This window comes from Dokdonella sp. GW821-FHT11D02 (genome assembly GCF_058808595.1).
The window spans coordinates 2470004-2495561 of the sequence record NZ_CM179520.1 but is presented as its reverse complement, the minus strand read 5'-3'; the positions used below and the strand labels follow the sequence as shown (position 1 = coordinate 2495561).

The 25558-nt window shown below is 65.3% G+C and carries 27 protein-coding genes; 5 read left to right on the top strand and 22 right to left on the bottom strand.

Translation table 11 applies throughout. From position 1 onward, the window contains the following. Positions 1 to 125: 125 nt before the first annotated feature. Positions 126 to 773 (bottom strand): TetR/AcrR family transcriptional regulator, encoded by a 648-nt coding sequence (locus tag AC3QL3_RS10500; protein ID WP_492898735.1) that lies wholly within the window; start codon positions 771 to 773, stop codon positions 126 to 128. 60 nt (positions 774 to 833) lie between these two features. On the opposite strand from AC3QL3_RS10500, the gene AC3QL3_RS10495 reads away from it, so the two are divergent. Further along, positions 834 to 1823 (top strand): oxidoreductase, encoded by a 990-nt coding sequence (locus tag AC3QL3_RS10495; protein ID WP_492898733.1) that lies wholly within the window; start codon positions 834 to 836, stop codon positions 1821 to 1823. A gap of 34 nt (positions 1824 to 1857) precedes the next feature. Here the strand turns inward: AC3QL3_RS10495 and AC3QL3_RS10490 are convergent, their stop codons facing one another. Together AC3QL3_RS10490 and AC3QL3_RS10485 are read right to left on the bottom strand one after the other, a co-directional pair. Then, complete coding sequence (locus AC3QL3_RS10490; RefSeq protein WP_492898731.1) at positions 1858 to 2472, bottom strand: DedA family protein; 615 nt, start codon at positions 2470 to 2472, stop codon at positions 1858 to 1860. 180 nt (positions 2473 to 2652) lie between these two features. After that, on the bottom strand, positions 2653 to 3297 hold the full coding sequence (locus tag AC3QL3_RS10485) for a dienelactone hydrolase family protein (RefSeq protein ID WP_492898729.1): 645 nt from the start codon (positions 3295 to 3297) through the stop codon (positions 2653 to 2655). Between the two features lie 33 nt (positions 3298 to 3330). Here AC3QL3_RS10485 and AC3QL3_RS10480 point away from each other — a divergent pair, with 33 nt between their 5' ends. After that, positions 3331 to 3579 carry a hypothetical protein gene (locus AC3QL3_RS10480; protein ID WP_492898727.1) on the top strand — a complete coding sequence of 83 codons (249 nt, stop codon included), beginning with the start codon at positions 3331 to 3333 and terminating at the stop codon, positions 3577 to 3579. A gap of 86 nt (positions 3580 to 3665) precedes the next feature. Here the strand turns inward: AC3QL3_RS10480 and AC3QL3_RS10475 are convergent, their stop codons facing one another. Continuing rightward, positions 3666 to 4094: a winged helix-turn-helix transcriptional regulator gene (locus tag AC3QL3_RS10475; protein WP_492898725.1), complete on the bottom strand. Its 429-nt coding sequence runs from the start codon at positions 4092 to 4094 to the stop codon at positions 3666 to 3668. Positions 4095 to 4162: 68 nt separating this feature from the next. Between AC3QL3_RS10475 and AC3QL3_RS10470 the strand changes: the two genes are divergently transcribed. Continuing rightward, positions 4163 to 5095, top strand: coding sequence for an aromatic alcohol reductase (locus AC3QL3_RS10470; RefSeq protein WP_492898723.1), 933 nt, complete (start codon positions 4163 to 4165; stop codon positions 5093 to 5095). 47 nt (positions 5096 to 5142) lie between these two features. On the opposite strand, the gene AC3QL3_RS10465 is transcribed toward AC3QL3_RS10470, so the two are convergent. The 11 genes from AC3QL3_RS10465 to AC3QL3_RS10415 form a co-directional block, all read right to left on the bottom strand. Continuing rightward, positions 5143 to 5976: an energy transducer TonB family protein gene (locus tag AC3QL3_RS10465; protein WP_492898721.1), complete on the bottom strand. Its 834-nt coding sequence runs from the start codon at positions 5974 to 5976 to the stop codon at positions 5143 to 5145. Then, positions 5973 to 6395: a TonB system transport protein ExbD gene (gene exbD / locus AC3QL3_RS10460; protein ID WP_492898719.1), complete on the bottom strand. Its 423-nt coding sequence runs from the start codon at positions 6393 to 6395 to the stop codon at positions 5973 to 5975. Before exbD ends, AC3QL3_RS10465 begins: the two co-directional genes overlap by 4 nt. A 7-nt stretch (positions 6396 to 6402) precedes the next feature. Then, the gene (gene exbB / locus AC3QL3_RS10455) at positions 6403 to 7125 is read right to left on the bottom strand and encodes a tonB-system energizer ExbB (protein WP_492898717.1); all 723 of its coding nucleotides are present in this window, start codon (positions 7123 to 7125) and stop codon (positions 6403 to 6405) included. A 4-nt stretch (positions 7126 to 7129) separates the two neighbouring features. Beyond that, complete coding sequence (locus tag AC3QL3_RS10450; RefSeq protein ID WP_492898715.1) at positions 7130 to 7441, bottom strand: hypothetical protein; 312 nt, start codon at positions 7439 to 7441, stop codon at positions 7130 to 7132. Beyond that, entirely contained in the window at positions 7438 to 7821 is a 384-nt protein-coding gene (locus AC3QL3_RS10445) for a YbaN family protein (protein WP_492898713.1), read from the bottom strand. Before AC3QL3_RS10445 ends, AC3QL3_RS10450 begins: the two co-directional genes overlap by 4 nt. A gap of 79 nt (positions 7822 to 7900) precedes the next feature. After that, a complete protein-coding gene (locus AC3QL3_RS10440; protein WP_492898711.1) occupies positions 7901 to 8545 on the bottom strand; it encodes a biliverdin-producing heme oxygenase in 645 nt (214 codons plus the stop codon). A 54-nt stretch (positions 8546 to 8599) separates the two neighbouring features. Then, complete coding sequence (locus AC3QL3_RS10435) at positions 8600 to 10045, bottom strand: surface lipoprotein assembly modifier (RefSeq protein WP_492898709.1); 1446 nt, start codon at positions 10043 to 10045, stop codon at positions 8600 to 8602. A gap of 316 nt (positions 10046 to 10361) precedes the next feature. Next, complete coding sequence (locus AC3QL3_RS10430; RefSeq protein WP_492898707.1) at positions 10362 to 11129, bottom strand: Slam-dependent surface lipoprotein; 768 nt, start codon at positions 11127 to 11129, stop codon at positions 10362 to 10364. Positions 11130 to 11207: 78 nt separating this feature from the next. Beyond that, on the bottom strand, positions 11208 to 14324 hold the full coding sequence (locus AC3QL3_RS10425; protein WP_492898705.1) for a TonB-dependent receptor: 3117 nt from the start codon (positions 14322 to 14324) through the stop codon (positions 11208 to 11210). Between the two features lie 176 nt (positions 14325 to 14500). Next, entirely contained in the window at positions 14501 to 15457 is a 957-nt protein-coding gene (locus AC3QL3_RS10420) for a FecR family protein (protein WP_492898703.1), read from the bottom strand. Positions 15458 to 15588: 131 nt separating this feature from the next. Beyond that, complete coding sequence (locus AC3QL3_RS10415; protein ID WP_492898701.1) at positions 15589 to 16098, bottom strand: RNA polymerase sigma factor; 510 nt, start codon at positions 16096 to 16098, stop codon at positions 15589 to 15591. Between the two features lie 427 nt (positions 16099 to 16525). On the opposite strand from AC3QL3_RS10415, the gene AC3QL3_RS10410 reads away from it, so the two are divergent. Beyond that, on the top strand, positions 16526 to 17113 hold the full coding sequence (locus tag AC3QL3_RS10410) for a hypothetical protein (protein WP_492898699.1): 588 nt from the start codon (positions 16526 to 16528) through the stop codon (positions 17111 to 17113). Between the two features lie 292 nt (positions 17114 to 17405). Here AC3QL3_RS10410 and AC3QL3_RS10405 read toward each other — a convergent pair whose 3' ends face one another. From AC3QL3_RS10405 to AC3QL3_RS10380, 6 genes are all read right to left on the bottom strand, one after another. After that, entirely contained in the window at positions 17406 to 17792 is a 387-nt protein-coding gene (locus tag AC3QL3_RS10405) for a RidA family protein (RefSeq protein WP_492898697.1), read from the bottom strand. A gap of 68 nt (positions 17793 to 17860) precedes the next feature. After that, positions 17861 to 19384 carry an FAD-dependent monooxygenase gene (locus AC3QL3_RS10400; protein ID WP_492898695.1) on the bottom strand — a complete coding sequence of 508 codons (1524 nt, stop codon included), beginning with the start codon at positions 19382 to 19384 and terminating at the stop codon, positions 17861 to 17863. A 265-nt stretch (positions 19385 to 19649) separates the two neighbouring features. Beyond that, positions 19650 to 20468, bottom strand: a complete 819-nt coding sequence (locus tag AC3QL3_RS10395) for a hypothetical protein (protein WP_492898693.1) — start codon at positions 20466 to 20468, stop codon at positions 19650 to 19652. Between the two features lie 118 nt (positions 20469 to 20586). Continuing rightward, the gene (locus AC3QL3_RS10390) at positions 20587 to 20715 is read right to left on the bottom strand and encodes a DUF2474 family protein (RefSeq protein ID WP_492898691.1); all 129 of its coding nucleotides are present in this window, start codon (positions 20713 to 20715) and stop codon (positions 20587 to 20589) included. Further along, a complete protein-coding gene (cydB, locus tag AC3QL3_RS10385; RefSeq protein ID WP_492898689.1) occupies positions 20715 to 21716 on the bottom strand; it encodes a cytochrome d ubiquinol oxidase subunit II in 1002 nt (333 codons plus the stop codon). The genes AC3QL3_RS10390 and cydB overlap by 1 nt, the downstream gene beginning before the upstream one ends. Continuing rightward, positions 21713 to 23173: a cytochrome ubiquinol oxidase subunit I gene (locus AC3QL3_RS10380; protein ID WP_492898687.1), complete on the bottom strand. Its 1461-nt coding sequence runs from the start codon at positions 23171 to 23173 to the stop codon at positions 21713 to 21715. The genes cydB and AC3QL3_RS10380 overlap by 4 nt, the downstream gene beginning before the upstream one ends. Here AC3QL3_RS10380 and AC3QL3_RS10375 point away from each other — a divergent pair. After that, positions 23121 to 24689 carry an alpha/beta hydrolase gene (locus AC3QL3_RS10375; protein WP_492898685.1) on the top strand — a complete coding sequence of 523 codons (1569 nt, stop codon included), beginning with the start codon at positions 23121 to 23123 and terminating at the stop codon, positions 24687 to 24689. The two genes, AC3QL3_RS10380 and AC3QL3_RS10375, sit on opposite strands and share 53 nt — an antisense overlap. Here the strand turns inward: AC3QL3_RS10375 and AC3QL3_RS10370 are convergent. Then, positions 24686 to 25546 (bottom strand): alpha/beta fold hydrolase, encoded by an 861-nt coding sequence (locus tag AC3QL3_RS10370; RefSeq protein ID WP_492898683.1) that lies wholly within the window; start codon positions 25544 to 25546, stop codon positions 24686 to 24688. The two genes, AC3QL3_RS10375 and AC3QL3_RS10370, sit on opposite strands and share 4 nt — an antisense overlap. Positions 25547 to 25558 lie beyond the last annotated feature (12 nt).

The following is a 25558-nucleotide window of genomic DNA, read 5'->3' as shown; positions in this document are numbered from 1 at the left end:
CCATTCCAAAGGACTTCCGATTCGCTTCCGTCCCGCTTCGGTGGACGGAAGTGGCCTAGTTTCTTGACCCAGCTTCGCGGCGAGATCAGATCGAACAGCCACGGCGGCCGATGGCGGGTATCGAATCAGGCATCGGGCCAGCGATTCTTCAGCATCGCCGGCAGTAGATCGGCGAGCAGGTCACCGGACCCTGCGCCGCCGCGCAGCTGGCCGAGCTTGCCGTCGAGCGCGAGGTGGGCGAAGCCGTGCACTATCGACCACGCCGCCAGCAACTCGGCGCGCGCCGGCGCATCCAGCGCGCGCTGTGCCGGCAAGGAGCGTATCGCCCGGATGGTCTGCTCAAGCTGCAGCAAGGTTCGGTCGCCTGCGGCCTGCAAGGCGGCGTGATCGTGGCTCAACAGGTCGTGGCGAAACATCAGGTGGAATCGGCCCGGATGGGCCAGCGCGAAACGAACATAGCCGATCGCCTGCATGCGCAACCGTTGGGTCGGTGTGCCGGCGGCAGGATCGACGTCCAGGTACTTGGCCAGCTCCTCGAATCCGAGCACGGCCACTTCCGAGAGCAGGCCGGCGGCGCTGCCGAAATGGTGGGCTGGCGCAGCCGCCGACACGCCTGCGCGCCGGGCCGCTTCGCGCAGGCTGAAACCCTCGACGCCGTGCTCGGCGAGGATGCGGTCGGCGGCCTCGATCAGAGCGGCTTTCAGATCGCCGTGGTGATAGCCCTTGACGGGTGCGGCTTTGCGGCCGGTTTTCTGACGAGTCTGCCGGGTCATCTTGACGGTGTTCAAATTTGACGGTAGCGTATATTAACACTGTCAAGATTGGAGAGCGACATGAGTACGGTCTTGAAAGGCAACAACGGAGCGGCAGCCGCAGCGGGTGAGCGCAACTGGACCGAGCGAGATATTCCGGATCAGAGCGGTCGCACCGTCCTCGTTACCGGCGCCAACAGCGGACTCGGCTATCTGACCTGCTTGCATCTCGCCGAGCACGGCGCGCATGTGATCATGACCGCGCGCGACATCGAGAAAGGTCGCCGTGCCCACGCCACGCTGTTGGCCACGCGCCCCAAAGGCAGCGCCGAACTGCGCCAACTGGACCTGGCGGATCTCGAGCAAGTGAAGACCTTCGCCGACGACTTGCTGCGCGAGAACGGCGGTCTGGATCTGCTGATCAACAACGCCGGCATCATGATGCCGCCGCACTCCCTGACGCGGCAGGGTCACGAGCTGCAGTTCGGCGTCAACCATCTGGCGCATTTCGCTCTCACCGGTTTGCTGCTGCCGCTGTTGCGCAAAAGCGCAGACGGCCGCGTCGTCACGATCAGTTCCGACCTGCACAAACGCGGGCGCATTCACTTCGACGATCTCACCGGCCGCCGTCACTACGGCCGCGTTGCCTACTACGCGCAGTCGAAGTTCGCCAATACGCTGTTCGCGCTGGAGTTGGATCGCCGCCTCGAGGCCGCGCATTGGCCGGTGAAAAGTCTCTTGGCGCATCCCGGCTACGCCGCGACCAATCTGCAAATGAGCGGCCCCAGCGGCGTGCTCAAATTGTTCATGCGCATCGGCAACCGCTTTTTCGCCCAGCCCGCAGAAATGGGTGTGCTGCCGCAACTCTATGCCGCCACCGCGCCGCAAGTCCGCAGCGGGCAATTCTTCGGACCCGACGGCCCGAACGAGATGAAAGGCTATCCGACGCTGGTAGAACCCGTGAAAGCAGCACGCGATGCAGCGCTCGCCGAACGCTTGTGGGTGCTTTCGGAAGAACTCACCGGCGTGGGCGTGAATTGGCGTGACGTGGCATCTGAAGCAGCGGTCTAGATCGCGGCCAGGTCGTCACCGCTGCGCCCTTCGATCAAGCGGAAGCCGGCGCGCGGAAGTATCGCCACAGAAGTCCCACGATCACTTCGCAGCCGAGCATCAACATCAGAATCTTGAAGGCCAAGGCCGAGGCGTTGGCTGCCGGAAGAATGCCGCCGGCGATGTGGCCGACGCCGATGAAAAGACCGTTCCAGAGGGCGATTCCCGACGTCGTAGCGAGCGTGAACGCCTTGGTGTCGGCTCGGAACAAGCCTGCGATCACCGGCGAGATCAGCCGCAGAGTGGGAACGAGCTGGGTGCCGAACGCAAGCGCGTGCTGATGCGCTCGGAACGCAGCCATGGTGCCGTCTACACGCTTGGGCGACAGGCCGAGCAAGCGGCCGACTCGGATCAGCAAGCGATACGTCTTCTCCTCGCTCAGAACGCGTGCGCACCGGAACAGAACCAGGCAACCGATCGCGCTGCCGATGCCGGTCCCGGCAACGGCGGCCAGTACTGTCCAAGCGCCGTTGGAGGTGGCGATGCCGATCGCGACGAGTACGCCGTACGACGGCAGGATCGGCACGAAGCGTTCCGCGATACCGAGCGCGATGAGGCCGAATACGCCGTATTCCGCGACCCACTGAATGAGAGTGCCGAGCGGGTCCATTGCATTCGTCTCCGGCTTCGTCGAGCGCGATGTGAGGCATCACGCCTTCATGGATCTCGACGGTCGCGGCATTCTGTCTCTCAGTTTTTAGTTTTTGTTTAACGGTGCGAATGCGGTGCGGTGCGCGAGCGGATTCGCGTTCGCGCGACGACGAGAATGCGTACGTGTCTGTTTCGTGGATCAGCGCGATGGCGGAGAGCTTTGTCGCCGCAAATACGCTTCGACGGATGCTCCCCACTCGCTCGAACCGTTGTGCCCGGCGAACAGGTGATGCCCGTCGTTTTCGAACGCCGGCGCCGCAACGAATTCGGCCTTTCCGCCCGCCGCGCTGAACGCTTGATACATCGCAGCGGCCAGCTGGGGGCCGAAGAAGCTGTCGTTCTTGGCGTAGATCCAGAGCATCGGCGTGCTCGCCGTGCGGCCGAACTGCCCTGCCGCATCGACCAAGTTTTCCGGATGGCAGTTGTTGTTCGGCATGTCGTGCATATGGCCGCCGCGTCCTCCCGCCATGTTCACGAAGGCCGCGACGTTCGGATGATCGATGCTGTCGTAGGCCAAGGTTCCCCATCCGCCGGCCGATTGTCCGACCACGACCGCATTGCTCGGATCCACGCCGGGCAAGGTCACCGCGTAGTCGACGATGGTCTTGATCTCGCGCGCCGTCTCCAAGCCGGCGCGGCGATAGCTTGTGCTGTCGCAAGCGCCGTAGCCTTCGCTCCAGGGACCGCCGGTCGCGCCATAGCCGAGCCTGAGCGCGACCACCACGGCGTAGCGCCGATGCACGAACCACTGCACCGACTCGTCGTCGCAACTCGGTAGAGCCATATGCGGCCGCGCATCCGGCCGCGGCGGAGAACCGTGATTGATGACGACCAGTCGCGGGCGTTCGACGCCTTCGGGGCGACAGATTCGCCCCTGCATTTCCCACAATTTGCCGGTCAGATCGACGATCGGAATCTGGATCGCCTGACCGTCATTTTTGGCGAAAAGGCCGGCCGCGCACTGAGAAGAGAACAGCACGACAGCGAGAGATACGAGCAAACCGATCTTGCGCATGGCCGATTGCCTCGCCGGTCCGATGCATCGTTCGCGATACGCCGGCTGTGAAGGAATGCCTATGCACCCTACTCCGCGAAGCTTGCTGGAAGCTTGCAACGAACCGATTCGGCTCGTTGCCGCTCGTCGACTCTGCGTCAATCTTCGTGAGCGCTGCGCGCATCGAAATCGTCGCGCGCTTTTCTGAAGGCCACGGCGTTATCGATGACCCAAGTCCACAGCGGCATCATGCCGAGCAGCAGGCCGCGACCGAGTTTCGTCAACGCGTAGTCCACGCGCGGCGGCACTTCGCGATGATCGCAACGCACGATCAAGCCGTCGCGCTCCAGCTGGCGCAGGGAGCGCGTCAGCATGCGCTGGGTGACGCCCTCGAGTTGCCGCGCCAACTCAGCGTGTCGCAGCGTTCCGTGCACGCCCAAGGCGTGCACGATGCCGAGCGACCAGCGATTGCCGGCGTGCGCGAGTACTTCGCGCTTCAAGCCGTCCTCGTCGTCCGTCAACGCTTCGCACGCGGCCTGCGAGCGCGCGATCACTGCTTCGAAGTCGATTTCATCGATCGGTATCACGCGTGTGCCTTCTTCTGCTTTCGGGGCGGGCGCCCCACCATGACGACTCGCTTTTCATGGAGACACCCATGTCGAACGCTCAATCCAACGCCGATGCCATCCTGGTCATCGGTGCCGGCGAACTTGGTATGGCGATGCTACGCGCCTTGTCCGAGCCGAGCGCGTCTCATCGAGGATCATTGAACGTCCTCCTGCGCCCCATCGCGGTGCAGGAAGACCGCGCTGCGCAGAACCGCCAGGCAGCCATGCTGCGGTACATGGGCGTGAACATCGTGCGTGCCGACCTGGCGGCGGAAACGGAAGACGGCCTCGCAGCGATCTTCGCCGACTTCGCAACCGTCATCTGCTGCACGGGCTTCGTCGGCGGTCCGGGCACGCAACGCAAGATCACCGCAGCCGTGCTGAAGGCCGGCGTCGAACGCTACGTTCCGTGGCAGTTCGGGGTCGACTACGACGCGGTCGGACGCGGCAGCGGCCAGCCGGTGTTCGACGAGCAATTGGACGTGCGCGACCTGCTGCGCGCGCAGTCGCGCACGCATTGGATCGTAGTCTCTACCGGCATGTTCACCAGCTTCCTGTTCGAGCCTTCGTTCGGCGTGGTCGATTTCGAGCAGAATCGCGTGCACGCGCTCGGCCGCTGGGACCACCGGCTGACGGTGACGACACCCGACGACATCGGCCGCCTGACCGCCGCCATTCTGGCGCACGAGCCGCCGCTGGCCGATCGGGTGGTCTTCGTGGCGGGAGATACCTTTTCGTACGCGCAGCTCGCCGACACGGTGGAAGCGCATCTCGGGCGACGCATCGAGCGCGTGCTGTGGGACATGGACACGCTTCGATCGGCGGCGGCCGAACATCCCGAAGACGGCATGCGCAAGTATCACTTGGCCTTCGCGCGCGAAACGGGCGTGGTTTGGGACATGCAAGACACTTTCAACTTCGCGCAGGGAATTCCGGTAACTGACGTAGCCGCCTGGCTCGTGCAGCGCGAAGCGGCGTAAAGCACCTGCGTACTTCGGCGCATGATCGAGATCCATCGACGATGCGTCTAGCGCAGGAAGAAATCCACCGGCGTGATCACCTCGACCGGATCTCCCGCAATCTCCACCGGCGGCGGCGGCAACGGGCTCGCGCGCTGCACCGCAGCCAGCGCTTCCGTGTCCAAGGGCTCGTGCCCACTGCTGCGCGCCAAGCGGACCGAGAGCACGTTTCCTTGCCGATCCACCGCATAGCGTATCTGCGCGCTGCCTTCGTAACGCCGCCGCTGCGCGGCACGCGGATAGCGCTTGAACCGTTCCAGCTGCCCCAGCACTTGCGCCTGCCAATCGACCATCGCCTGGCTGGCGCGGCCCGACAAGGTTTGCGGCGCGGCGTAGCGGTTCGCAATCGGTGCTTGCACGCTCGGCGGTGCGCTGGTTTGCGCAACATCGCTTGCGGCGTTGTCGCGGCTCGGAGCGGCGGCCTGCGACGGAGCCGTGAGTTGTGCATCGCTCGTAGCGAGAGAACTCTCTTGCGCCAGCGCAGGCAGCGGCTCGGCCTTCGCTTGCTTCTTCGGTGCCGTCTGCAATCGCGCCGAGTCCGCTGTCTCGGACAGGGTTTGCGACTGCGCTGTGGCTGTCGGAGATCGCTTCGGTTTCGATTGCGCTTTGTGCTGCTCCTGTTGCGGCGGCCCCGGCAGCACCTCAGAGTGCGGCGCTGCCGGGGCGACAGCGAGCGGCGCCAATTCCATCCTCACGGCATCGGCCGGCTCGGTTTGCGGCGGCAGCGGCTGCGACGAACGCCACAGCGATGCCGCGGCGAAGATCAGCGCATAAGCGATCAACACCACGCCGAGGCTGCCGCCCCAGCGCAGCGCGGCGCGCTCGTTCTGCCATGCCCTCATTCCGCGCCCTGCTGCAGTTCGACCAGCGCCACCTTCAGATAGCCGGCCTGCCGCAGCACGTTCATCGTTTTCATCAAGTCGCCGTAGGGCACGGCTTGGTCGGCGCGCAGGAAGATGCGCTCGTCGCGATCGCTGCCGGTCAGCGCATCGAGCTTCGTCTGTAGCTCAGTAGGCGCGATTTTTTCTTGGCCGAGGCTCAGGGACAGATCGGCTTGCACGGTCAGATAAATCGGATCGCGCTGTTTGGGTTGCGGCTGCGCGCTGCTCGACGGCAGTTCCACCGGCACGTCCACGGTCGCCAGCGGTGCGGCCACCATGAAGATGATCAGCAGCACCAGCATCACGTCGATGAACGGGGTGACGTTGATCTCGTGCTGCTCGTCCAGCTCGTCGTCTTCGCGGCTGGTGCGGATCGCCATGCCCACCTCAATGCGCCGCCACCGCCGCGAGCCCGCCCTTGGGCGCTTCGCGGCGGTCGAGATCGCGCGACAGCAGCTGCTGCACCATGGCCGAGAGATCGCCGAGACCGCCACGCAACGCGGCCAGACGGCGGCTGAAATGGTTGTAGATCACGACAGCCGGAATCGCCGCCGCCAAGCCCAGCGCGGTGGCGAGCAAGGCCTCGGCAATCCCCGGTGCGACCACCGCCAAGGTCGTGGTGTTGGAGCGCGCGATGCCGATGAAACTGTTCATGATGCCCCACACCGTGCCGAGCAAGCCGACGAACGGCGCCGTCGCGCCGATCGTGGCGAGAACGCCGGTGCCTACGCGCAAGTGACGCGCGTAGGCGGACTCGCATCGTTCCAATCGCGACGCCAGACGCTCCTTGATCCCAGCCTTGTCCGACAGCCCCGCCGACTGCTGCAATTCGCTGCGCGCTTCGTCGATCAAGTCACGTGCGATGCCGCTACCGAGCTGCGCGTCGGCCTCGGCTTCCGACAGCCGCGCCGCGCGAGCAAGCACGGCGCGCGCCGCGCGCAAGGAGCGGCCGACTTTGTTCAACTCCCAGACCTTGGCCAGAAGGACCGTCCAAGTGACGATCGAGGCCAACGCCAGCCCGATCATGACGGTCTGCACGACCCAGTCGGCGTGCTGGAACATCTGCCAGGGGCCGAGATCGGGCGGAAGTTCGAGGTTTGCGCTTTGCATGGGGTCAGTCCCAGTCGTCGGAGCAAGAAGGAAGAATCGGTGGCGGCAGCAAGCCGGCTTCGCGCAGCCGGCGCAGCACGCCGCGAAACGCCGTCGGCGACACGACGTAGCCGTGGTGGCATGCCGCCGCGTGCAGATTGCCCGGCGTCAATGAACCGTGTTCGCGCAGCACTTCGGGTGCGAGGCGCAATGCGGCCAGGCGCGCCGTGGTTACCGTCAGCCCGGCCGCACGCAGGATGCGCGCGTGCGGCGAAGGCGCGTCCGTAGCGGGAGCGGCGCGATCGAAGTCGCGGCGGATCGGGAATTTCGCGCTCACGGTTCCGGCCTGCACCAAAGCCACAGCAGCACGCAGGCCATGCAGCCGAGGATGATCGCCACGCTCGGACGATGCGGAATGGTCCATGCCGAAAACGTGCCGGCAATCGCCATCGTGGCCGTCGCTGCCCATTTCGCGCGACGCGGCAGCTTGCCCGCCTGCCAATGCGCCAGCAGCGGACCGAACAGCCGATGCCGCAGAATCCACGCGTGCAGCCGCGGCGAACTGCGCGCGGCGGCCCACGCCGCCAGCAGCACGAATTCGGTGGTCGGAAGTCCCGGCGTCACTAAGCCTACGAACGCGAGGCCGAGGCAGAGCACAGCGAAGGCACGCAGCATCCAGCCGCGCAGACCGCCGCTCGTGGCCGGCTTCATCGGCATGTATAACCTCGGCAAGTGCCGGCAGGAATTTCCGCGAACACATCCGCGTCAATGAGCCAGAACTGGACTTCGCCCCGATTCACAGCGCCGCCGCCTCGGTCGTGCGAACGTCCGCCAGAGGCAGCTCCTCTTCGACGTAACCGAGCACGGTACGGAATGCCTCTTCCGCTCCGCTCGACGCCTGCTCTTCTTGCGCCGGCGACAGAGAGACGGCGTCGAGCGCGGCGGTGAATTCGCGCCAATGCCGGGCGGCGCCGTCGGGATGCGCAGCGAGATGGCGCGCGCCGAACTCGCGCCGCAGCCCGAGCTTGTCCTGTGCCAGCTTGAACAACACCGCGCCGCCGAGGTTCGAGCCTTCGGCGACGTACAACCAACCCAGCGCAGTCGGCAGCGGCGTATCGCCTTGCAAGCGCGGCGCTGCCGGCGCCGGCAGCGCGTGGCCGAGATCGCGCAGATCGGCGGCGATCTGCAGCATGCGTGCGCGTTCGCTCAAGCCCGGCAGCCGTTGCGCCAGCCGTGCGTCGGAATACAACACGTCGACGTCGCGGTGAAAGCGATATTGCACGCGCAGGAATCGCGCGAACTGCTCGCGGCTGCCGAAGATGTCGGCGCGCATGATGCGTCGATCCAGCAGCGCGTGCGTGGCCTGCGTCGCGCTCTTCAGGCGTTGGCTGCGCGTGAGCTGCGAAACAGCGGGACTTGGATCGGCGATGGTCGGGTTCATGACGGAGGTTCGCGAAAGTAAGCGGAGGCGGCGTGCGCGTGACGGGGCTCGCGCTCAGAACGCGCGTTCGAGCTTGAGATTGACGACGTTCTTGTCGTAGCTGTACAGCCAATCGACGTTGCTGTTGACGGTGTTGTGGCGCAGCGTCAGGAGCGGCGTGAACCCGGCGAAACTCCAACGCGTCGCTTTGATCATCAAGGTGTAGTTCTGTTCACCGTCGTTGCGCTTGGCATCGAGCAGCGGCGTGTAGGCGTCGTAGTCGCGGCGACGATACGAAGCGAGCGCGGTGACGCTGAATCCTTGCGGCCATTGCAGCGTCGCGCCCAGGCGCACCCCTTTCTGCAAGTACGCGTTGGCGTGATCGGGTGCGGCGCTGTCGGTGAGGTCGACGCCGCCGAACAACGTCCAGCGCGTTCCCACGCCGCGAAAATAGGTGAGATAGACCGAGCGCGACGGGCCGTCGTAGTTGCGCGCATAGGCCTGGCCGCGATAGCGCATGTCCTTCCAGTCCCCTTCGAGCTTGAGCATCGATCGGGACGACAGCGTCCAGTTCCATTCGCCGTGCGCTCCGAACGCGCCGTACAGCGCCTGGTTGCCTGAGGCGTAGTAGTCGAACGACGGTGCGAGCAGCACGCTATGGCGCGCATTGCGATAGCTGTAGCCGGCTTGCGCTGCGAAGTTGAGTTCGTTGTAGAGGCTTTGCTCGCGATGCGCCTGGCCGAACAGCAGCGAGCGCACATACAGCCCGTGATGGCCGCGCAGCGACCAGCGCTTGTTCAAGGTCGCGTCGTAGTCGAGGCCTGCGGCCGAGATCGAATCGGGCGTCTTGCGATCGACGATGCACTCGTTGCCGATGTAGAACAGGCATACGTGACTGGCCGAGGTGCGGTTGACGTTGTCGTTCCACGTCGGACCGAGCGAGAACGAGCCGTCCCAAGCGTCGCGGTCGAGCAGGGCCTGACGAAACGTCTCGATCGAGCGCAATACGCCGGCGTTCTTCGCATCGGCCGCATCGAGCGACGCGACGACGGCATCGAACAGCTGCTCCGCCTCGCGATCCTGCTGATCCTCGAACAAAGTGCGTGCCAGCTCCAAGCGGCCGAGCAGGAAATCAGGCTGCAGCGCCAGCAGCGCGCGATACTCGCGCAGCGCGTCGGCGTAACGGCCACCGGCCCGCGCCAGCGTGCCCTGCGCGTAGTGCACCAAGAGCGGATCGCGATCGGGAAGTTCGAGATACTCCGCCAGAAAGCGTTGCGCCGACGACCATTGCCGGCTCTGCAGCATCAGATGCAAAGCTTGACCGAGGTCGTTCGCATTGTGTCCGACGGCGTAAGTGCGCCCGTCGATGGTGAGCGTCGGACGTTCGTCGCCCTGCCCGTCTTTCAACAGTTCCTGCTCGCGCTCGATCGCTTGCAGCTGCGAGCCCTGCTCGAGCAGCCGGCGCGTGTCTTCCTGGCTTTGCGCCTGCGCCAACAGCGGCAGCATCAGCGCACACAGCAAGGCGAACGCGCCGTCAACGCGGCGTCGGCGCGGAGAACAGATCGCGGCTGCGGCGGCTGCGCGAATGAGGGAGATCGGAAAACTTCGCGCTCGAATCTTGGGCATCGGTACGGACGGCAATGGACGATCGCCACGAACGAACGAGCCGCAGGCCACACCTGATCTGCAGATGCCCTGTCGCCGATCGCTGCGTGCTGGAAGACAGGGGCGGCTGCGGCCCGCCCCTGCCCGTTCTTGCGGGATGGAACATCGGATTTCCTTGGGTTGGCGGCACCGCCGGCGGCGGAGCTTGCTGCCTGGGAAAGCCGTCGGCGGATCAGTTCTTGACGCCGCCGAAAGCCGTGTTCTTGCTGCGATCGGCGAACTTGACGACGCCGGCGACGGCAGCCGCGCCGGTACCGAAGAAGTCGCCGTTGAGAACGCCGCCGGTGCCGCTGACGCTGCTCACCGAGACGTTGTTCGCGCCCAGCTGCACGCGCGCGCCGTTGACCGTGATGTTGCCGCTGGTGAAGGCGATGTCGCCGGTGGAGCTGGCGGTCTTGCTGCCGAAGTTCGCCGTGAGAGTGCTGGTCGGCAGCACGCTGGTGGACGCGTACGCGTTGTTGATCGACTTCACCGTGTAGGTCGCGGTGCCGCTCGGCAGAGTCGTAGCGACGTTGCCTGCTTCACCGGAGTAGTAGACGGTGTGCTGGCTGCTCGAGGAGCTGCCGGTGTTGGACCATTCGCCGAAGTAGACGGCTTGCGAACCGGCCTGGGCGAAGTTGAAGTAACCCAGCGCGGCGTGGCTCGGCGGCATCATCGCCGGCGTGATGCGCGTGACCTTCGGGCTGGCCGCGGTGCCGGCGCCGGTGGTCGTACCCATGCCCTGCAGGCCCGAGAAGCTGACGCGCGCGCCGTTGTAGAACGCCTTCACGCCGATCGCCGGATCGCCGGCCTGGCCGCCGTGGTCGTCGACGGTGGAACCGCTGGCGCCGCCGACCGAGATGTAGGTGTCGTCGCTGGTGCCGCTGTAGACCGCCGCCTGCGCGGCGCCGGCGAAACCGGCCAGCGCGAGGGCCAGCATCGAAATTTTCATCGTCTTCATATCCAACTCCGTTCGTTGAGTATCGATGTTCGGGAAAGAGGCATCCTTGCCGTTGGCATTGCTCCAAAAGCGTCGCTGTCAGAACCGATAGTTCATGCTCAGCTTGAACGTTCGTCCGGGCGCGGCCATTGCCGAGCGCGTCAACGGATCGATGTAGTAGAGGTTGCCGAGGTTGGTTCCGACCAGTTCGAAGGAAAGGTTTTCTCGCGGTCGGTAGGACACGTAAGCGTCGTAGGTGACGATGCGATCCCATTGCATCGGCGTGTTGGCGTAGTAGCTGACGATGGTCTGCGTGCCGTAGTTGTTGCGATAGGGATTGTCGAAAGCGCTGTAGTAGACGACGCGCCCGCCCACTTCGAGCTTGCGCTCGAGGAAGCGCATCCCGGCCATCAGGTTCGCGCTCCACTTGGGGATGGCTTGAGTGACGACGTAGCCGCCGACGAAACCGTTGTCGACGCAGTTGGGAACCGCGCCGGTCACCGGATCGAGCAGCACGGCCGAATGCTCGTCGCAGACCTTGTTCTCGATCGTGTGGGCCGCGCTCAGATCGGCGAAGTAGCGTCCGTCGTCGTAGCGGCTCTGCATCTCGACGCCGCGCAGGATCTGCCGATCCAGATTGCTGAACATCAGGTTCGGATCGCGCTCGATCACATCGCGCGTCTTGTGGTGGTAATAGGCCAGCTTGAAGTCCGCGTGGCCGTTCTCGCCGACGTCGAGCAGACCGGAAAGATCGTGCACGTAGCCGAGTTCGTAGCTGTAGACGTGCTCGGGCTTCAGATTCGCCGCGGGGATCGCGGCCGAGAATCCGAGCGTGCTCTCGAACAAGCTCGGATAGCGCCGCGCCTGGTTGTATAAAAAGTAGAGACGGCTGGAGTCGTTGAAATGCACCGCGGCGGAGAACGACGGCGCCCAGCCGTTGCCGTTCTTGCGCGCCGCCGCGACGACGCGCTTGGCCGTGGCGATGTCCGAGCTGCCGTCGGCGGAAAGGCCATTCGTCGCGGAAAGCCGCCGATAGTCGATACCGTCGAGCGCGCCGTTGAGGAAGATGTTGTCGCCGCGCGAATACCTGCCGTTCTTGTCGGCGTGCCACTCGACGATGTGCTGCTGGGTGTAGACCGCATTGTCCATCGCGTTTTCGAGCTGCTGTCCGCTCAGCCCCTGCGCGATGAACTCCTGCCGATACGCCTCGATCTGCGCTGCGTCGAGGTCCGGATTGGCGGTGTAGTAGCTCAGCCCGTAGAAATCCCAGTACGAGCGCGTGCTGATATTGGTGTAGCCGTCCCTGGCCATGCCGTCGACGAAATCGTCGTAGGCCCAGAACGATTGATAGCGCAGACCGCCGCCGAGGGTGAGCCAGTCCTGCTGTCGCCACTCGACCTTGAGCTTGAACTCCTTTTCTTCGCGCCGGCCGGCGCGCGGGAACATGCGGAAGTTCCCGTTGATCGCGGTGTCCCAGTAGTCGTCGTCCGAACCCAGCTTTTCGTGCTGATAGTTGCCGCCCAGGCTCAGCGTGAGATCGTCGGACAGGGCGAAGTTGTTGCTCACGGTGAGGCCGCTGCGCGTGTCGTCGGCATTGGCCAAGGCGGTGTTGCGCAGGAAATCGCTGTTGATCGAGCGCCCACCGGTGCCCGCGTCGTTGGGCACGTAATAGGGGCTGGTATCGTTCGGACGGCCGCCGGCGCTGTAGGTGTCGCTGACGGTGTCGGTGCGCCACAGGTTGGCGTAGAAATCGACCCAACGACTGCCGTCCGGCCGCCATTTGTATTCGAGGTTGTAGGCCTTGGCGTCGACGCGGCTCAGCGGCCACTGCGGCACGCCGTGGCTGGCCGTGTCCACCCACGCGATGCGCGAGGGAAGAATCTCGCCGTAGTGCGAAAGCGTCTTGCGCACGCCCAGTTGCAGCACCTGCTCGTCGCTGATGCGATAGGTGACCTTGCCCAGCCACGACTCCATCTCGCTGGAGGTGTTGGGCACTTCGTCGCCGGGCTTGTAGATGTTGGCGAGAAACGGGATGTAGTCCCAACCTGCCTCGACCGGATGGGAGTAGTAGCCGCTGCCGTTCTTGCCGGCGAAGTGATTGCCCTTCTCGCGATAAGCGTAAGCAGCCAGCACATCGAAACTGCCTTTGCGCCAGCCGAGCGCGGCGCGATAGGCGTAGTCGTCGCCCGACAGCAGATGATTGCTGCCGTCGCTGCGCGGCTGCACGTACAGACTCGGGTCGTAGTAATTCCAACTTTGCGTCGGCCAGCCGGGGATGTCGCGATAGCGCTGCCCGGTCAACAGCTTGGGCAAGCGCGGCGAGACCGCGTTGTCGCTGCCCTCGACCTTGATCTCCGCGCCGAAGCCTTCGCCCTTGGCGAGAACGTCGTCGACGTCCAGCGTGTTGATGACGACGGCGCCGCCGACCGAGGTGTCGACGTTGCGAGTCAGCTGCGGCCCCTTGATGACCTGAATGCCGCCGATCAGATTCGGATCGATGTAGTTGCGGTTGTTGGCGCCCATGTAGCCGCGCCAAACGGTCAGCGCCTGCTCGGTGCCGTCGATGGTGACCGGCACGCGCCCCGGTCCCTGGATGCCGCGGATGTTCGGATCGAGCGCGCCGCTGTTGCGCGCATCGCCGCTGTAAACGTTGACCATGCCCTTGAACAGGTCGGCCGGTGCGGCGCCCTTGTAGCGTTCGATCTGCTCCTTGCCGGCGTAGACGCTGGACAGATCGAGATCGTAGACGCCGTCGTATCCGCGCACATCGCGCTCGGCGCCGCCGGTATCGTCGGCACGTTGACCGGCCACGCTGAGCGCATCGGTGACGACGGCGGAATCGCCGGGCGCTGCGGTCGATGCCGCCTCCTCCACCATCACGATGCCCGGTTCGCGCCAGCGCCAGGCGAGGCCGGTGCCGGCCAGCAACTCGGTCAAGGCCTGCGCGGCGGTGCGACGGCCGGCGATGTTCTTGCCCTGCAATCCCGCCACCGCGTCCGAGACGAACAGGATGCGCACACCGCCTTGGTCGGCCAGGCGCGTCAGCGCGGTATCCAAGGGCTGCGCCGGGATGTCGAAGTTCAGCGCAGGCGTCGCCGCAGCCGCAACGGCGGCCGACTCCTGCGCCAGCAGCGGCTCCGACAAGGCCCAGGTGATGCCGGCGGCGAGTACGGAACGCAGGCGCGAGCGATGACGCGAAGAAGCAGAAAATCTCATGAGTCCGATCGAGGTTCTATGGAGGAGCGAGCGCCTGCATTCGTGGGCGTCCCCAGCAAATGCAAATGACTCTCATTTCCTATAGACGAATCGGCCTGGGCAAACTTGCAGCGGCGGCTTCGCGGCAGCGTCGATTTTTCTCGCAGGTACTCGTACGGCGGACCGCGGCGCGGCAGTCAGCGAATCAGGGTCAACAACGGCAGCCGCACGATATCGGCACGCGCCAGCGTAGCGACGGCGTCCAGCGACGCGTCCGGATCGTCCAGGTCGAACACGCCGCTTAGTGGCAGACGGCGAAGTCGATCGCCGACCACGACCACGCGACCGGCGACATAGCGCTCCAGTTCCGCTGCGATCGCCGCCAGCGACTGGCGATTGAAGATCAGCTTGCCGCGCACCCAAGCGGTCAGCTCGTCCGCATTCACCGCCTCGATCAGGCCCAAGACATCCGCGCTGAAGGCAAGACGCTGATCATCGCTGACGGTAGCCACGCCGGCCGCATTGCGTACCTCCACCGTTCCGGACAGCACGGTGAGCGTGCTGCGACGCGACTCGCAACGCAGTGCGTAATGCCCGGACGAGGCCCGGATCACGCCGTCGCGGCAGCGCGCGACGAAGGCGCGCTGCGGATCGGCTGCGATCTGCAACATCAGCTCGCCCGCCGCCAGCGAGACCTGGCGCGAGGTCGGCGAGAAATCCATCGAGAACGCGCTCGCCGTGTTGAGCCAGGCCTGCGAGCCGTCGGGCAACGCGCTGCGGCTGCGCTGGCCGACGCGCGTGCTGCGATCGGCGAAGAGGACGCTCGGCGATCCGAGCAGACCGCTGCCGGCAAGGCCCGCCACGCATGCCGCCGCGGCGCCGCCGGCGAGGAAGGCGCGCCGGCGCATGCCGCGTCTCGGCGCAGCGGCCAGGGCCTGGGTCCAGCGTCGATGTTCGGCCGCGACCTCGGTGTGCCCGACCTCTTTCAACAGCGACTGCGCCTGCCGCAAAGCCTCGGCATGCGCCGGCGAGCGCCGGCTCCATTGCTCGAGGCTGCGCCGTTGCCCCGGCGTCGGCTCATGCCCTAGGCGAACGAGCCACTGGATCGCTTCGTCGCTGAGCGTGTCGTTGCGGAATTGGAAGCGGTCGAGCATCGTGGCGTGGCCATGGGCTGCGCGGAACGGGCGGATGGCGGCAGGTACAGAAGACTCCCCTCTTCCTAACAAGACGATCGGCTCAGGGGAAACTTGCAGCGATGCCGACTCACGGCGTCAACGCCGGACGGTCAAGGCTCGGCCAGACGCTCGCGGCAGTGCCGCAGCGCCTGCGCGAGATACTTGGCCACCATGCTCTCGGACACCGCCAAGCGACTCGCGATTTGTACGTGCGACAAGCCGTCTACGCGAAACAACAGCAGCGCCAGCCGCGCGTTCGGCGGCAGTTCGCGCAAGGCTTGGTCGAGCTGCCACAAGCGCGCTTGCGCGAGGGTTCGGTGCTCGGGACCCGCAGCCGGATCGGGCAGCGCGACATCGGGCTCGCCTTCACTCGCCGTGCGCAGATCCCGGCGCGCGGCGTCGATGGCGAGATTGCCGGCCACGCGGTAGATGAAGGCGCGCTGGTCGCGAATCTCCTCCTCGCGTTCTTGCCGAGCCTCGCTGTCGAGCAGACGCAGATACGTGTCTTGAGCGATGTCCTCGGCTCGTTCGGCGTCGCCGCCGCGCCGGCGCAAGTGGCGCACCAGCTCGTCGTAGAAGCCGAGGAAGCTGTCGATCAAGCGCGAAGGAGGACGCGTCACTGGACGCGAACTCGATCAGGACACGCCGTTCGCAAACGGAAGGACGCATCAGCCGCGTGCGCGGCAGCGGCCCGTGGGCCGCGCAAGGAAAAACAGTGGCGTGCAAATTGCGCCATGCGACGATCTCCGACGTTCAACAGTCGTCGGCGGGCTCGTCGCTGGCTGACCTCCCTATCATAACCTTCCAAGGCACGGATCGCGCTCGGCTCGCGTCGCTTGCGTCACGCGTGCTGCGAAAACGCGCCGCGCGCTTCGTCGTTTCGGGCCGCTGCGACGAAGCATTCGCTGATGGGTTCAGTGACCTGTCATCGCCCGCGCTGCACGCTGTAAGGAAACGCGCGAGCCTTTCAAAGTTCTGTAAATCCGTTCGACAACCTCGCCTGGCGAATGAATACTTTTTCGGCGCGGTAACCTCCCGTTTGCTTCGATGCGATTCGTCCACCCAGGAACGACGACCATGCGAACCCTGACGCGAAATCGACCGGCTTCTTCCTCTCGCTCGCGCATTGCGCGGCAATTCGTGCAACGACGGCCTGGACTCGGATTTCTGGTTCTGAGCGGTGTTTTCTTGTTCGCTCCGATTGCCCAGGCGAACTGGCAATACACCCGCTGGGGCATGAACAAGGACCAGGTATTTCTGGCTTCCAACGGCGCGCTGTCTCCGGTGTCCGCACGTCGCGCCGGCACGCCTTATGTCGGCCTGCGCGGCAAATACACGGCCGGGGAACACGCATTCAAAGCGGCGGCGTTGTTCGATGAGGGCGATACGCTGGTCGGTGTCGCGCTGTCGCAGGATCTGCCGCGCGAATGCGCACGCACGCTGCGCGATCTGCGCGACAAGTACGGTGCGGGCGAAGAACTGAGCAGCCCGCGCGAACCGCTACGACTGCGCTGGAACGATGCCGCTTCCGGCAATCGCATCACCTACGACGAGTCCGGCCGGTCGTTGTCGCCAGAAGCCGGCGCATGCACGCTCGTTTACGGGCCGCTGTCGAACGGTGTGGATGGTCTCTAGCCGAATGTCGGTCTCAGTTCGCAAAGCTCGCGAGGGCGATGTCCGCTCTCGCCCTCAGAGCGCGCCGTCGATCTCGGCCTGCGCGATCCCGTACTTCGCCATGCGCTCTCGATGGTCGGCGCAGCCGAGGTAGCGCCGAACCGTAGCGAATGGCGAGCTGCCGGGGCAGCTACAGTTTTTCACTCGATCGACCAATACAGATTCCGGTACCGATTGAATGTGGTCGCGTCCACGCCTGTGCATTCGCGAGAGCCCTGCTCTGTTCACATGCCGCCGGCCGAAGGCGCGGAGACTAGCGCGCCGCGACCGCCTGGATTTCCACCAACAGATTGGATTCGACCAAACCGGCGACGATGACCGTGGTGGTTGCAGGGGCGTGGCCGGCGACTCGCCGTTCGCGCTCGCGCCGATAGAGAGGCACCAAGTCCGACCGCGTGAGGAAGCAGTCGACCTTGACCAAGTCGTTCTTGTTCATGCCGGCATCCGCGAGCACGGCGAACAAGTTGTCCCAGGCCAAGACGATCTGCTTTTCGGCGTCGTCCGGAACCACGCCGTCGGGCGTGATGCCGACTTGCCCGGACACATACAGCCAGCGCGCGCCGGCCGGCGCCGATGCGCCGTGGCTGTAAGAAGAGAACGGCGGCGCGATGCCGGCAGGGTTGTGCAATTGAATGCTCATCTGTGTGCTCCGATGGATCGAACGAACTCGGGAATATTCCGTGCGAGGGCCGAGTCGCACCCACGCTCTCAGGCCGATCCGTGCGCGTCTCGCGGCTCGCCGAACCATCGCGAAGCCGCCCGCGTAGCACCTTCGTCGTCAGACGACGCCTCGGCGACCCAAGCGACGATGCCGTCGGGGCGCACCAGTACGGCGCTCACCCCGAGCCGCTCCGTCACCTCGCCCGCGACGTACGCGATGCGCCCGCTCCAGCGACCTGCGAGTGCGCGCAATGGTGCATCGACCTCGAAGTCGAGCAACAAGCCCCTGCCCTGGCGCAGCAGCGCGCCGAGCTTGGTGCCATCGGCCCATTCGAAATCGGGCGCGCTGCGGCCGACCAGCGGATGCTCGTCGCCGAGATCGTAGCGTAGGGAAATGCCCCACACGCGCTCGGCGAAGTAAGTCGCGCCATCGCGCGTGTCGATGAGGTCGCGAATGATGGCTTCGAGCGCGCGCGAACTCGGGCTCGGCCGCATCAGCGCGACTTGCGCGCGCGACCAATCCAACACTTGCGCTCCGACCGGATGCCGTTCGTCGTAGTAGCTGTCGAGAAGATCGGGGGGCACTGCGTCGCGAACGACGGCGCCGAGCTTCCAGCCGAGATTCATCGCATCGCCGAGCCCGAGATTCAGCCCCTGCCCGCCCAAGGGCGAATGAATATGGGCGGCGTCGCCGGCGAGCAACACGCGTCCTTTGCGGTACGCGCTCGCTTGATAGGTGCGATCGGTCCAGGTCGTGGCCAGCCGCAGCGCGGTCAGGCGCACGTCGGTGCCGGAGATGTGACGCAGCACCGCCTGCACGTGCTCGAGCGTGATCGGCTGGGTTCGATGGTAGGCACCGCCGTCGAAGGCGAGCATGGCGATGGTGCCCGGCTGCGACTGGAAGTACATGCCGGTCGGCGTGTAGTGGCGGCCCAGGCTGAGCTTGTCCGGGTCGGCAACGTCGACTTGCACGGAGTAGCCGGTGAACTCGGGATCGGTGCCGACAAACTCGAAGCCGCCCGCCTTGCGCACCCGACTGCGGCCGCCGTCGCAGCCGACCAGCCAGCGCGCGCGGAATGCTTCGCCGTTCGCGCGGACGACGACGTCTTCGTCCGACTGCTGCAGGTCTTCGACAGCGAAACCGCGCCGGATCTCGACACCCATCGCGTCCGCTCGCGCGGCCAGGACGGTTTCGATGTGCGCCATCTCGACCGCTGCGTTCGTGTCGACCGGGCTCGGCAGCCGATGGCGCCACTTGGCGCGGTCGATGTTGGCGGAGTGGAAGGGAATGCCGGCGAAGTGGCCGACCTGGCGGCGCGGTTTTTGCGGTGCGCCGCCGCTCGAATCCTCGCTGGCGTGCGGCGCCACGATCTCGTCGAGCAAGTCGCGACGATAAAAGGCTTCGAGGCTAGGCACCGAAAGCCCGCGCATGCCGAACGGCAGCCGCTTCAGCGGCGAACTCGGATCTTCGGCCTGTTCCAGCACCAGTACCGACACATTCGCGAGCCGCAGCTCGCAGGCCAGAAACAAGCCGACGGGGCCTGCACCGGCAATCACGACGTCGTAGATCATCAATCTGCTCCAAGAACGGGTTCGCTGGAGCGACGTGTCGAACGACGATCGCACTCGGACGAACCCAAGACGCAAACGCGCCGGGAACGTCGAGGTATCTCATTGCGACCACGCAAGGATAAGAGCTTCCGCGAGCGGAAGGGCTTGGGCCTACCCGAACCAAGCCTGCCTTTTTCGACCGCGGGAATTTAGCACTTCTCGTCGATTTTGGCTGCGCCCCATCCGCGACGTGGCGCCGCACGATGAATTGCGTAGCGATCCTGAGCTAGCGCTCGAATCCGTTCGCAAAAATCGCATCGGGAGGAACGGGCAACAGCTCCCAACCGAAATTCGAAGGCACGGTGTCGTAGAAGAACAGCGAACCCAGCGGCCGCTCCGCCATGTTGTCGTGCGGATCGACGTTGACGAACAGTATGTTGCTCGAACTGCCAATCGCGATCGGATCGAATAGCGCGGCACCGAGCTGATTCATTTGCGCCACCGTGCCGGCCGACGGGTCGTCGAAATTGTCGTAGAAGACGCAGGCCCACAAGGTTCGCGTTGCATCGAGCCAGAGCGTCTGCATCGCGATGTCCAGCTGCACGATCTGCATCGCGTTCGCGGGGATCGTCACCGGATGGGCCGCACGGACCGGGGCGCTGACGCGCCTGCGCGGGGCTCGAAGATCGTCGCTTTGGTAGAACACGATCGTCGGAGTCACGCGCATCGCGACGTTGTTCTGGTTGGCGATGGTGAAGCGCACGCGGCCGAGATCGATACTGGGCGCGCCTCCCCCCACGGTCAGGTCGTCGCAGCCCATGGTCGTGCTGAGGCCGATCGGAAAGGCCGCGGTGTTTCCGAACGGCGCGATGACGCCGGAGAATCCGCTGAGATTGGAATAGTAGGCGGTGGGATCGACGGCCACGTTCGAAGGACGCGACTCCACGCCGGCAGTAACTTGGTCGAGCGGAACGACGGCAACGACGTCGACGCGACCGACGGCCGTGGTGTCCGCATCGTTCGAAGCGGCGGCGGGCGGCAGGGTTTGCCCGCCATCGGCGGCTGCGAATGCCGCCAATAAGAAAGACGCGAGAGGAAACGGCATCGGAGGTCCTGCAAGCTCAGGCGACGAAACCGGCGGTTACGTCGGTTCGGGCCATTCGCTGACATCGACCTTCGGTCGAAACGATCGAGTGGACGCTACCGGTCGACTATTTGCATGCTCATCGACCGATCCAAAGCCGCAGCAGCCAGGCCACCGCTCCGACCACGGCGACGCCGCCGATCCACAGCGCGACGAACCAGGCCAGACGCTTCCACAACGGTTCGCGCCATTCGCCTTGCGTCGCCATCAGTGGTAGCCCTCGTGGCCGACCTTGCCGCGGAACACCCAGTACGACCAGCTGGTGTAGGCGAGAATGATCGGAATCAGCACCGCGGCACCGACCAGCATGAAGCGCAGGCTGGCTGCCGGCGCCGCAGCATCCCAGATCGTCAGCGCGCGCGGCACGACGTAGGGAAACATGCTGATGCACAAGCCGACGAAAGTCAGCAGGAACAAGCCGAGCGTGAGCAGAAACGGCGACAGTTCGCGTCGCTTGCGCAGCGCGCGCAGGAACGCGTAGCCGAGGATCGCGGTCAGCAGAGGCACCTGCGCGGTCAGCAAGACCGCCGGGTAGGCGGTCCAGCGGCTGTAGTAGTCGAAGCGCAGCCCGATCGTCGCCACGCTGACCAGGACGATGCCGGCCAGCAAAGCCAAACCCAGCCGCGGTGCGATCCGATACGCATGCGCCTGCGCCACGCCTTCGGTCTTCCAGATCAGCCAGGTGGCGCCGAGCAAGGCGTAGCCGATCACGACGCTGGCGCCGGTCAGCAGCGAGAACGGCGACAACCAGTCGAGCCAGCCGCCGGCGTAGACGCGATTCTCGACGTGGACACCTTGCAGCAACGCGCCCAAGGTCACCCCTTGCGCAAACGCCGCCACGGTGGAGCCGAGCGTGAAGGCCAGATCCCACCACGGACGATGTGCAGGATCGCGCCAGCGCGCTTCGAACGCGACGCCGCGAAACACCAGCGCCAGCAGCATCGCGATGATGGGCGGATACAGCGCTGTCATCACCACGCCGTAGGCCAGCGGAAACGCGGCCATCAGCCCGCCGCCGCCGAGCACCAGCCAGGTCTCGTTGCCGTCCCACACCGGCGCGATCGAATTGATCGCCTGGTCGCGTTCGCGACCGGGTGGAAAGATCGGGAACAGGATGCCGATGCCGAGATCGAAACCGTCCATGGCGACGTAGGCGAACACCGCGAACAGGATGATCGCCGCCCACACGATGGCGATGTCGAAGCTCATGGCGTGCCTCCCTTGGCCATCTTCATGCCGGGGCCCGGCGTGAGGCCGGCGGTGCGGATCGGGCCGTCGCCTTCGGCCAGCGGCTCTTCCTGGATCTGCACGCCCTTCGCCATCAAGCGCAGGATGTAAGACGTGCCGAAGCCGAACACGATGAAGTACACCACGATGAAGGCAAGCAGCGACGCGCCCACGGCCGGCGCGGCCAGCGGCGACGCACTCTGCGCCGTGGTCAGCAGGTTGTAGACGGTGAACGGCTGCCGCCCGACTTCGGTGGTGACCCAGCCGGCCAACACCGCGACGAAGCCGGACGGCGCCATCGCGATCGCGGCACGATGCAGCGCCGGCCAGTCGTACAGCCGCTTGCGCAGGCGCGCGAGCAAGCTCCACGCGCCGAGTGCGAGCATGGCCAAGCCGAGCCCGACCATGATGCGGAACGACCAGAACACGATGCCGACCGGCGGCTGCCGATCGAGCGGAATCGTATCCAACCCCGCCAGCGGCGCGTTGAGATCGTGCTTGAGGATCAAGGACGACAGCTTGGGAATTTCGATGGCGTAGTCGACCCTGCGCTCGGGCGTATTCGGAATGCCGAACAAGATCAGCGGCGCGCCGTCGGGATGGCTGTCGTAGTGACCCTCCATCGCCATCACCTTGGCCGGCTGGTGTTCGAGCGTATTGAGACCGTGCTGATCGCCGGCGACGATCTGGATCGGCGCGACGATCGCGGCCATCCACATCGCCATCGAAAACATCGTTCTCGATGCGGCCAGCGACGGCGACAACTCCTGCCCTTCGCGCCGATCCTTCGCCGCACGGCGATCCTTCAGCAAGTGATACGCGCCGACGCCGCCGACTGCCATCGCGGTGGTCAAGTAAGCCGCGATCAGCGTGTGCGCGAGGCGGTAGGGGAAGCTCGGATTGAAGATGATGTCGAGCCAGCTGCCGGCCGGTACGAACTGGCCCGTTTCGTTGATCGCGTAGCCGGTCGGCGTGTGCATCCAGCTGTTCGCGCTCAAGATCCAAAACGCGGAGATGAAGGTGCCGAGTGCGACCATCAGCGTCGCCAAGAAATGCAGGCGCGGCCCCACTCGCTTCATGCCGAACAGCATCACACCGAGGAAGCCGGCTTCGAGGAAAAACGCCGTCATCACCTCGTACGCCATCAGCGGCCCGATGATCGGCCCCGCCTTGTCGGAGAACACCGCCCAGTTCGTGCCGAACTGATACGACATGACGATGCCCGACACCACACCCATCGCGAACGCGACCGCGAAGATCTTCAACCAGAAACGGAACAGGTCGAGATAGACCTGCTTGCGCGTCTTCAGCCACAGCGCTTCGAGCACGGCGAGGAAACTCGCGAGCCCGATCGAGAAGGCCGGAAACAGGAAGTGGAAGCTGACCGTGAAAGCGAACTGGATTCGTGCGAGCAGGACCGGATCGAAGTGGTCGAACATGACGGCTTCCTCGAAGGACTTCGCTGCGATCGGCGCGGCGCCATCGACCCGGATTTCAGCTCCCCGGACCGCTCGCCGACGCCGCGTGTTGCGGCGCTCGGATCGAAAGAGCTTGCGTCTTGCTGCCCGCGGGATGGCAAGCGCGCAACCCACGGTCAGTAAAGCTCGGCCCTATCGGGAACGCAAGCGCAGAACGGGGGCCGCGACATTGTGCGACGTGCGCGCCTTTGCCTCATCGACAAGACAAAGCGAGCGACAACGCGTGCGCCGCCGCGGCTCGATGGCGATCGCGCGAACGGACATTCTGCGGGCGATAGATGGCAAGACGGCCACCGATGAGGCGCACGCAGGCGCTTGCGCAGTCGAAACTCGGGCGATTGCGCCGGCGCGCTTGTTCGGACTACGGCATCGGCGCAGCCTGCGCCGGCCCATCCATCGAGCGGGATCGACGATGCACAGGATTTGTTGGCTTCTCGTTTTACTTTTCGGAACGCCGCTCTCGATCGCGGGCGAAGCCGGTGCGCAAGCGAATGAAGCGGCACCGACGAAGTCACCGCCAGCCCAAGTCAAAACGGTTCGTCTTTGGCAAGCGCCTGCCGGACTGAAACAGGTTCCGATCTGGCCGAACGGCGCACCCGGAACGGAGAGCGGCGCGCGTGCGCCCGAGAGCGTCTTGACCGTGCAAACGCCGCAGGCGATCGGAGGAACCGTCTCCGAAGCGGTGTTCGACGTTACCGATCCGACCATGACGATCTTTCCCGCCGAGGGCCGCAACACCGGCGCTGCGATGATCGTGTTCCCGGGCGGCGGCTTCAAGGCGGTGGTGATCACCTCCGAAGGCACCGAGATCTGCCAATGGCTCGCCTCCAAAGGCATCACCTGCGTCCTATCCAAATATCGCGTTCCCAAAAGCGCTCACCATTGGGACGAGAACTGCCGCTGCGCCGTCACGCCGAAAGTGCCGCGCGCGCTGCAAGATGCCCAGCGCACGATCAAGCTGGTGCGCGCGCAGGCCGAAAGCCTGCGGATCGATCCGCACAAGATCGGCGTGATCGGTTTTTCCGCCGGCGGCTATCTGGTCGCGCAGACCAGCAACCTATTCGAGCCGGCTTATGTGCCGGCCGACGCCGTTGATCGCGTCAGCAGCCGCCCGGATTTCGCCGTCGCGTTCTATCCGGGCCATCTCTGCCGCCGCGGCGGCAAGCTCGATCCCGGCATCCGCGTCACTCAACAAACGCCGCCGACCTTCTTGCTGCAGGCTTGGGACGATCCGGTCGACGAAATCTGCAACAGCACGCTGTACGCACGCGCGCTCGACGCGGCCGGCGTGCCCGCCGAAGTCCATCTCTTCGCCAAGGGCGGACACGCCTTCACCTTGCGGCCCACCGAGCATCCGGTTGCGGTTTGGCCTTCCCTGCTCGAGCGTTGGCTGCAGGGCATCGGGATTTTGCCGGCGTCGATCGATACGACGCCCACGCAGCCTTCGGTTTCGCCGTCGCAAAACGACGGCGCCTAGTGCGTGCCGCCCGCGATGAACTTGGCGAAGAGTTCCGCTGCCGGCGCCGCGTGCGTCTCCAGCAGCATATGCCCGCCGTCGAGAATGTGCGACTCCATCCGCGGCAGCTCTTGCATCCAGGACAAGGTCTCCTCGATCTCGAAGTACACGTCGTGGCGTCCCCACACCATCAGCGCGCGCGGCTGCTGCTCGATCAGATAGCGCGAGATTTGGTCGAACCGCGCGACGTAGTTGCCGTAGTCGGCGAGCAGTTCGCGCTGCATGTCGAGCCGGCCGGGCAGGCTCATTACGCGCCAATCTTCTTCCCAGCCTTGCGGCGATATGTGCGCCGCGAACTCGGGCGGCACGCCGGCGAGATACTGATCGCGCGTCCCTTCGTAGGTCAGATGGCCGGTCACGGCCGCTGTCGTCTCTGCATTGGGATTGGCCCAGAAGGCGAATACGTCGTCCCACTGCTGACTGAAGCCCGAGCGGTGCGCATTCGCGTTCTGCACGATCAGACCGAGCACCGCATCGGGCTCGTTCATCGCCACGTGCAAAGCGGCCGGCGCACCGAAGTCGTGCAGATACAGATAGCGCGGCCCGACGTTCAGCGCCGCCAACAGCTCGAACATCGCCTCGCCGTAACCCTCGAACGAAGTTTTCGCCAGCGGTTCGGACGCACCGAAACCCGGCAGGTCGGGCACGATCAGGTACGCGACCTGCGCCAGCTCGGAGACGACGTCGCGGAACGTGTCGGCCGAACTCGGCAGGCCGTGCAGCAACAGCACGGCCGGCAAGGAAGGATCACCGGCCGATGCATAGGCGAGCCTGCTGCCGCCGGACAAACGCAAATATTTTCGGCTCAGAACGGGCATCGCCACCTCCTG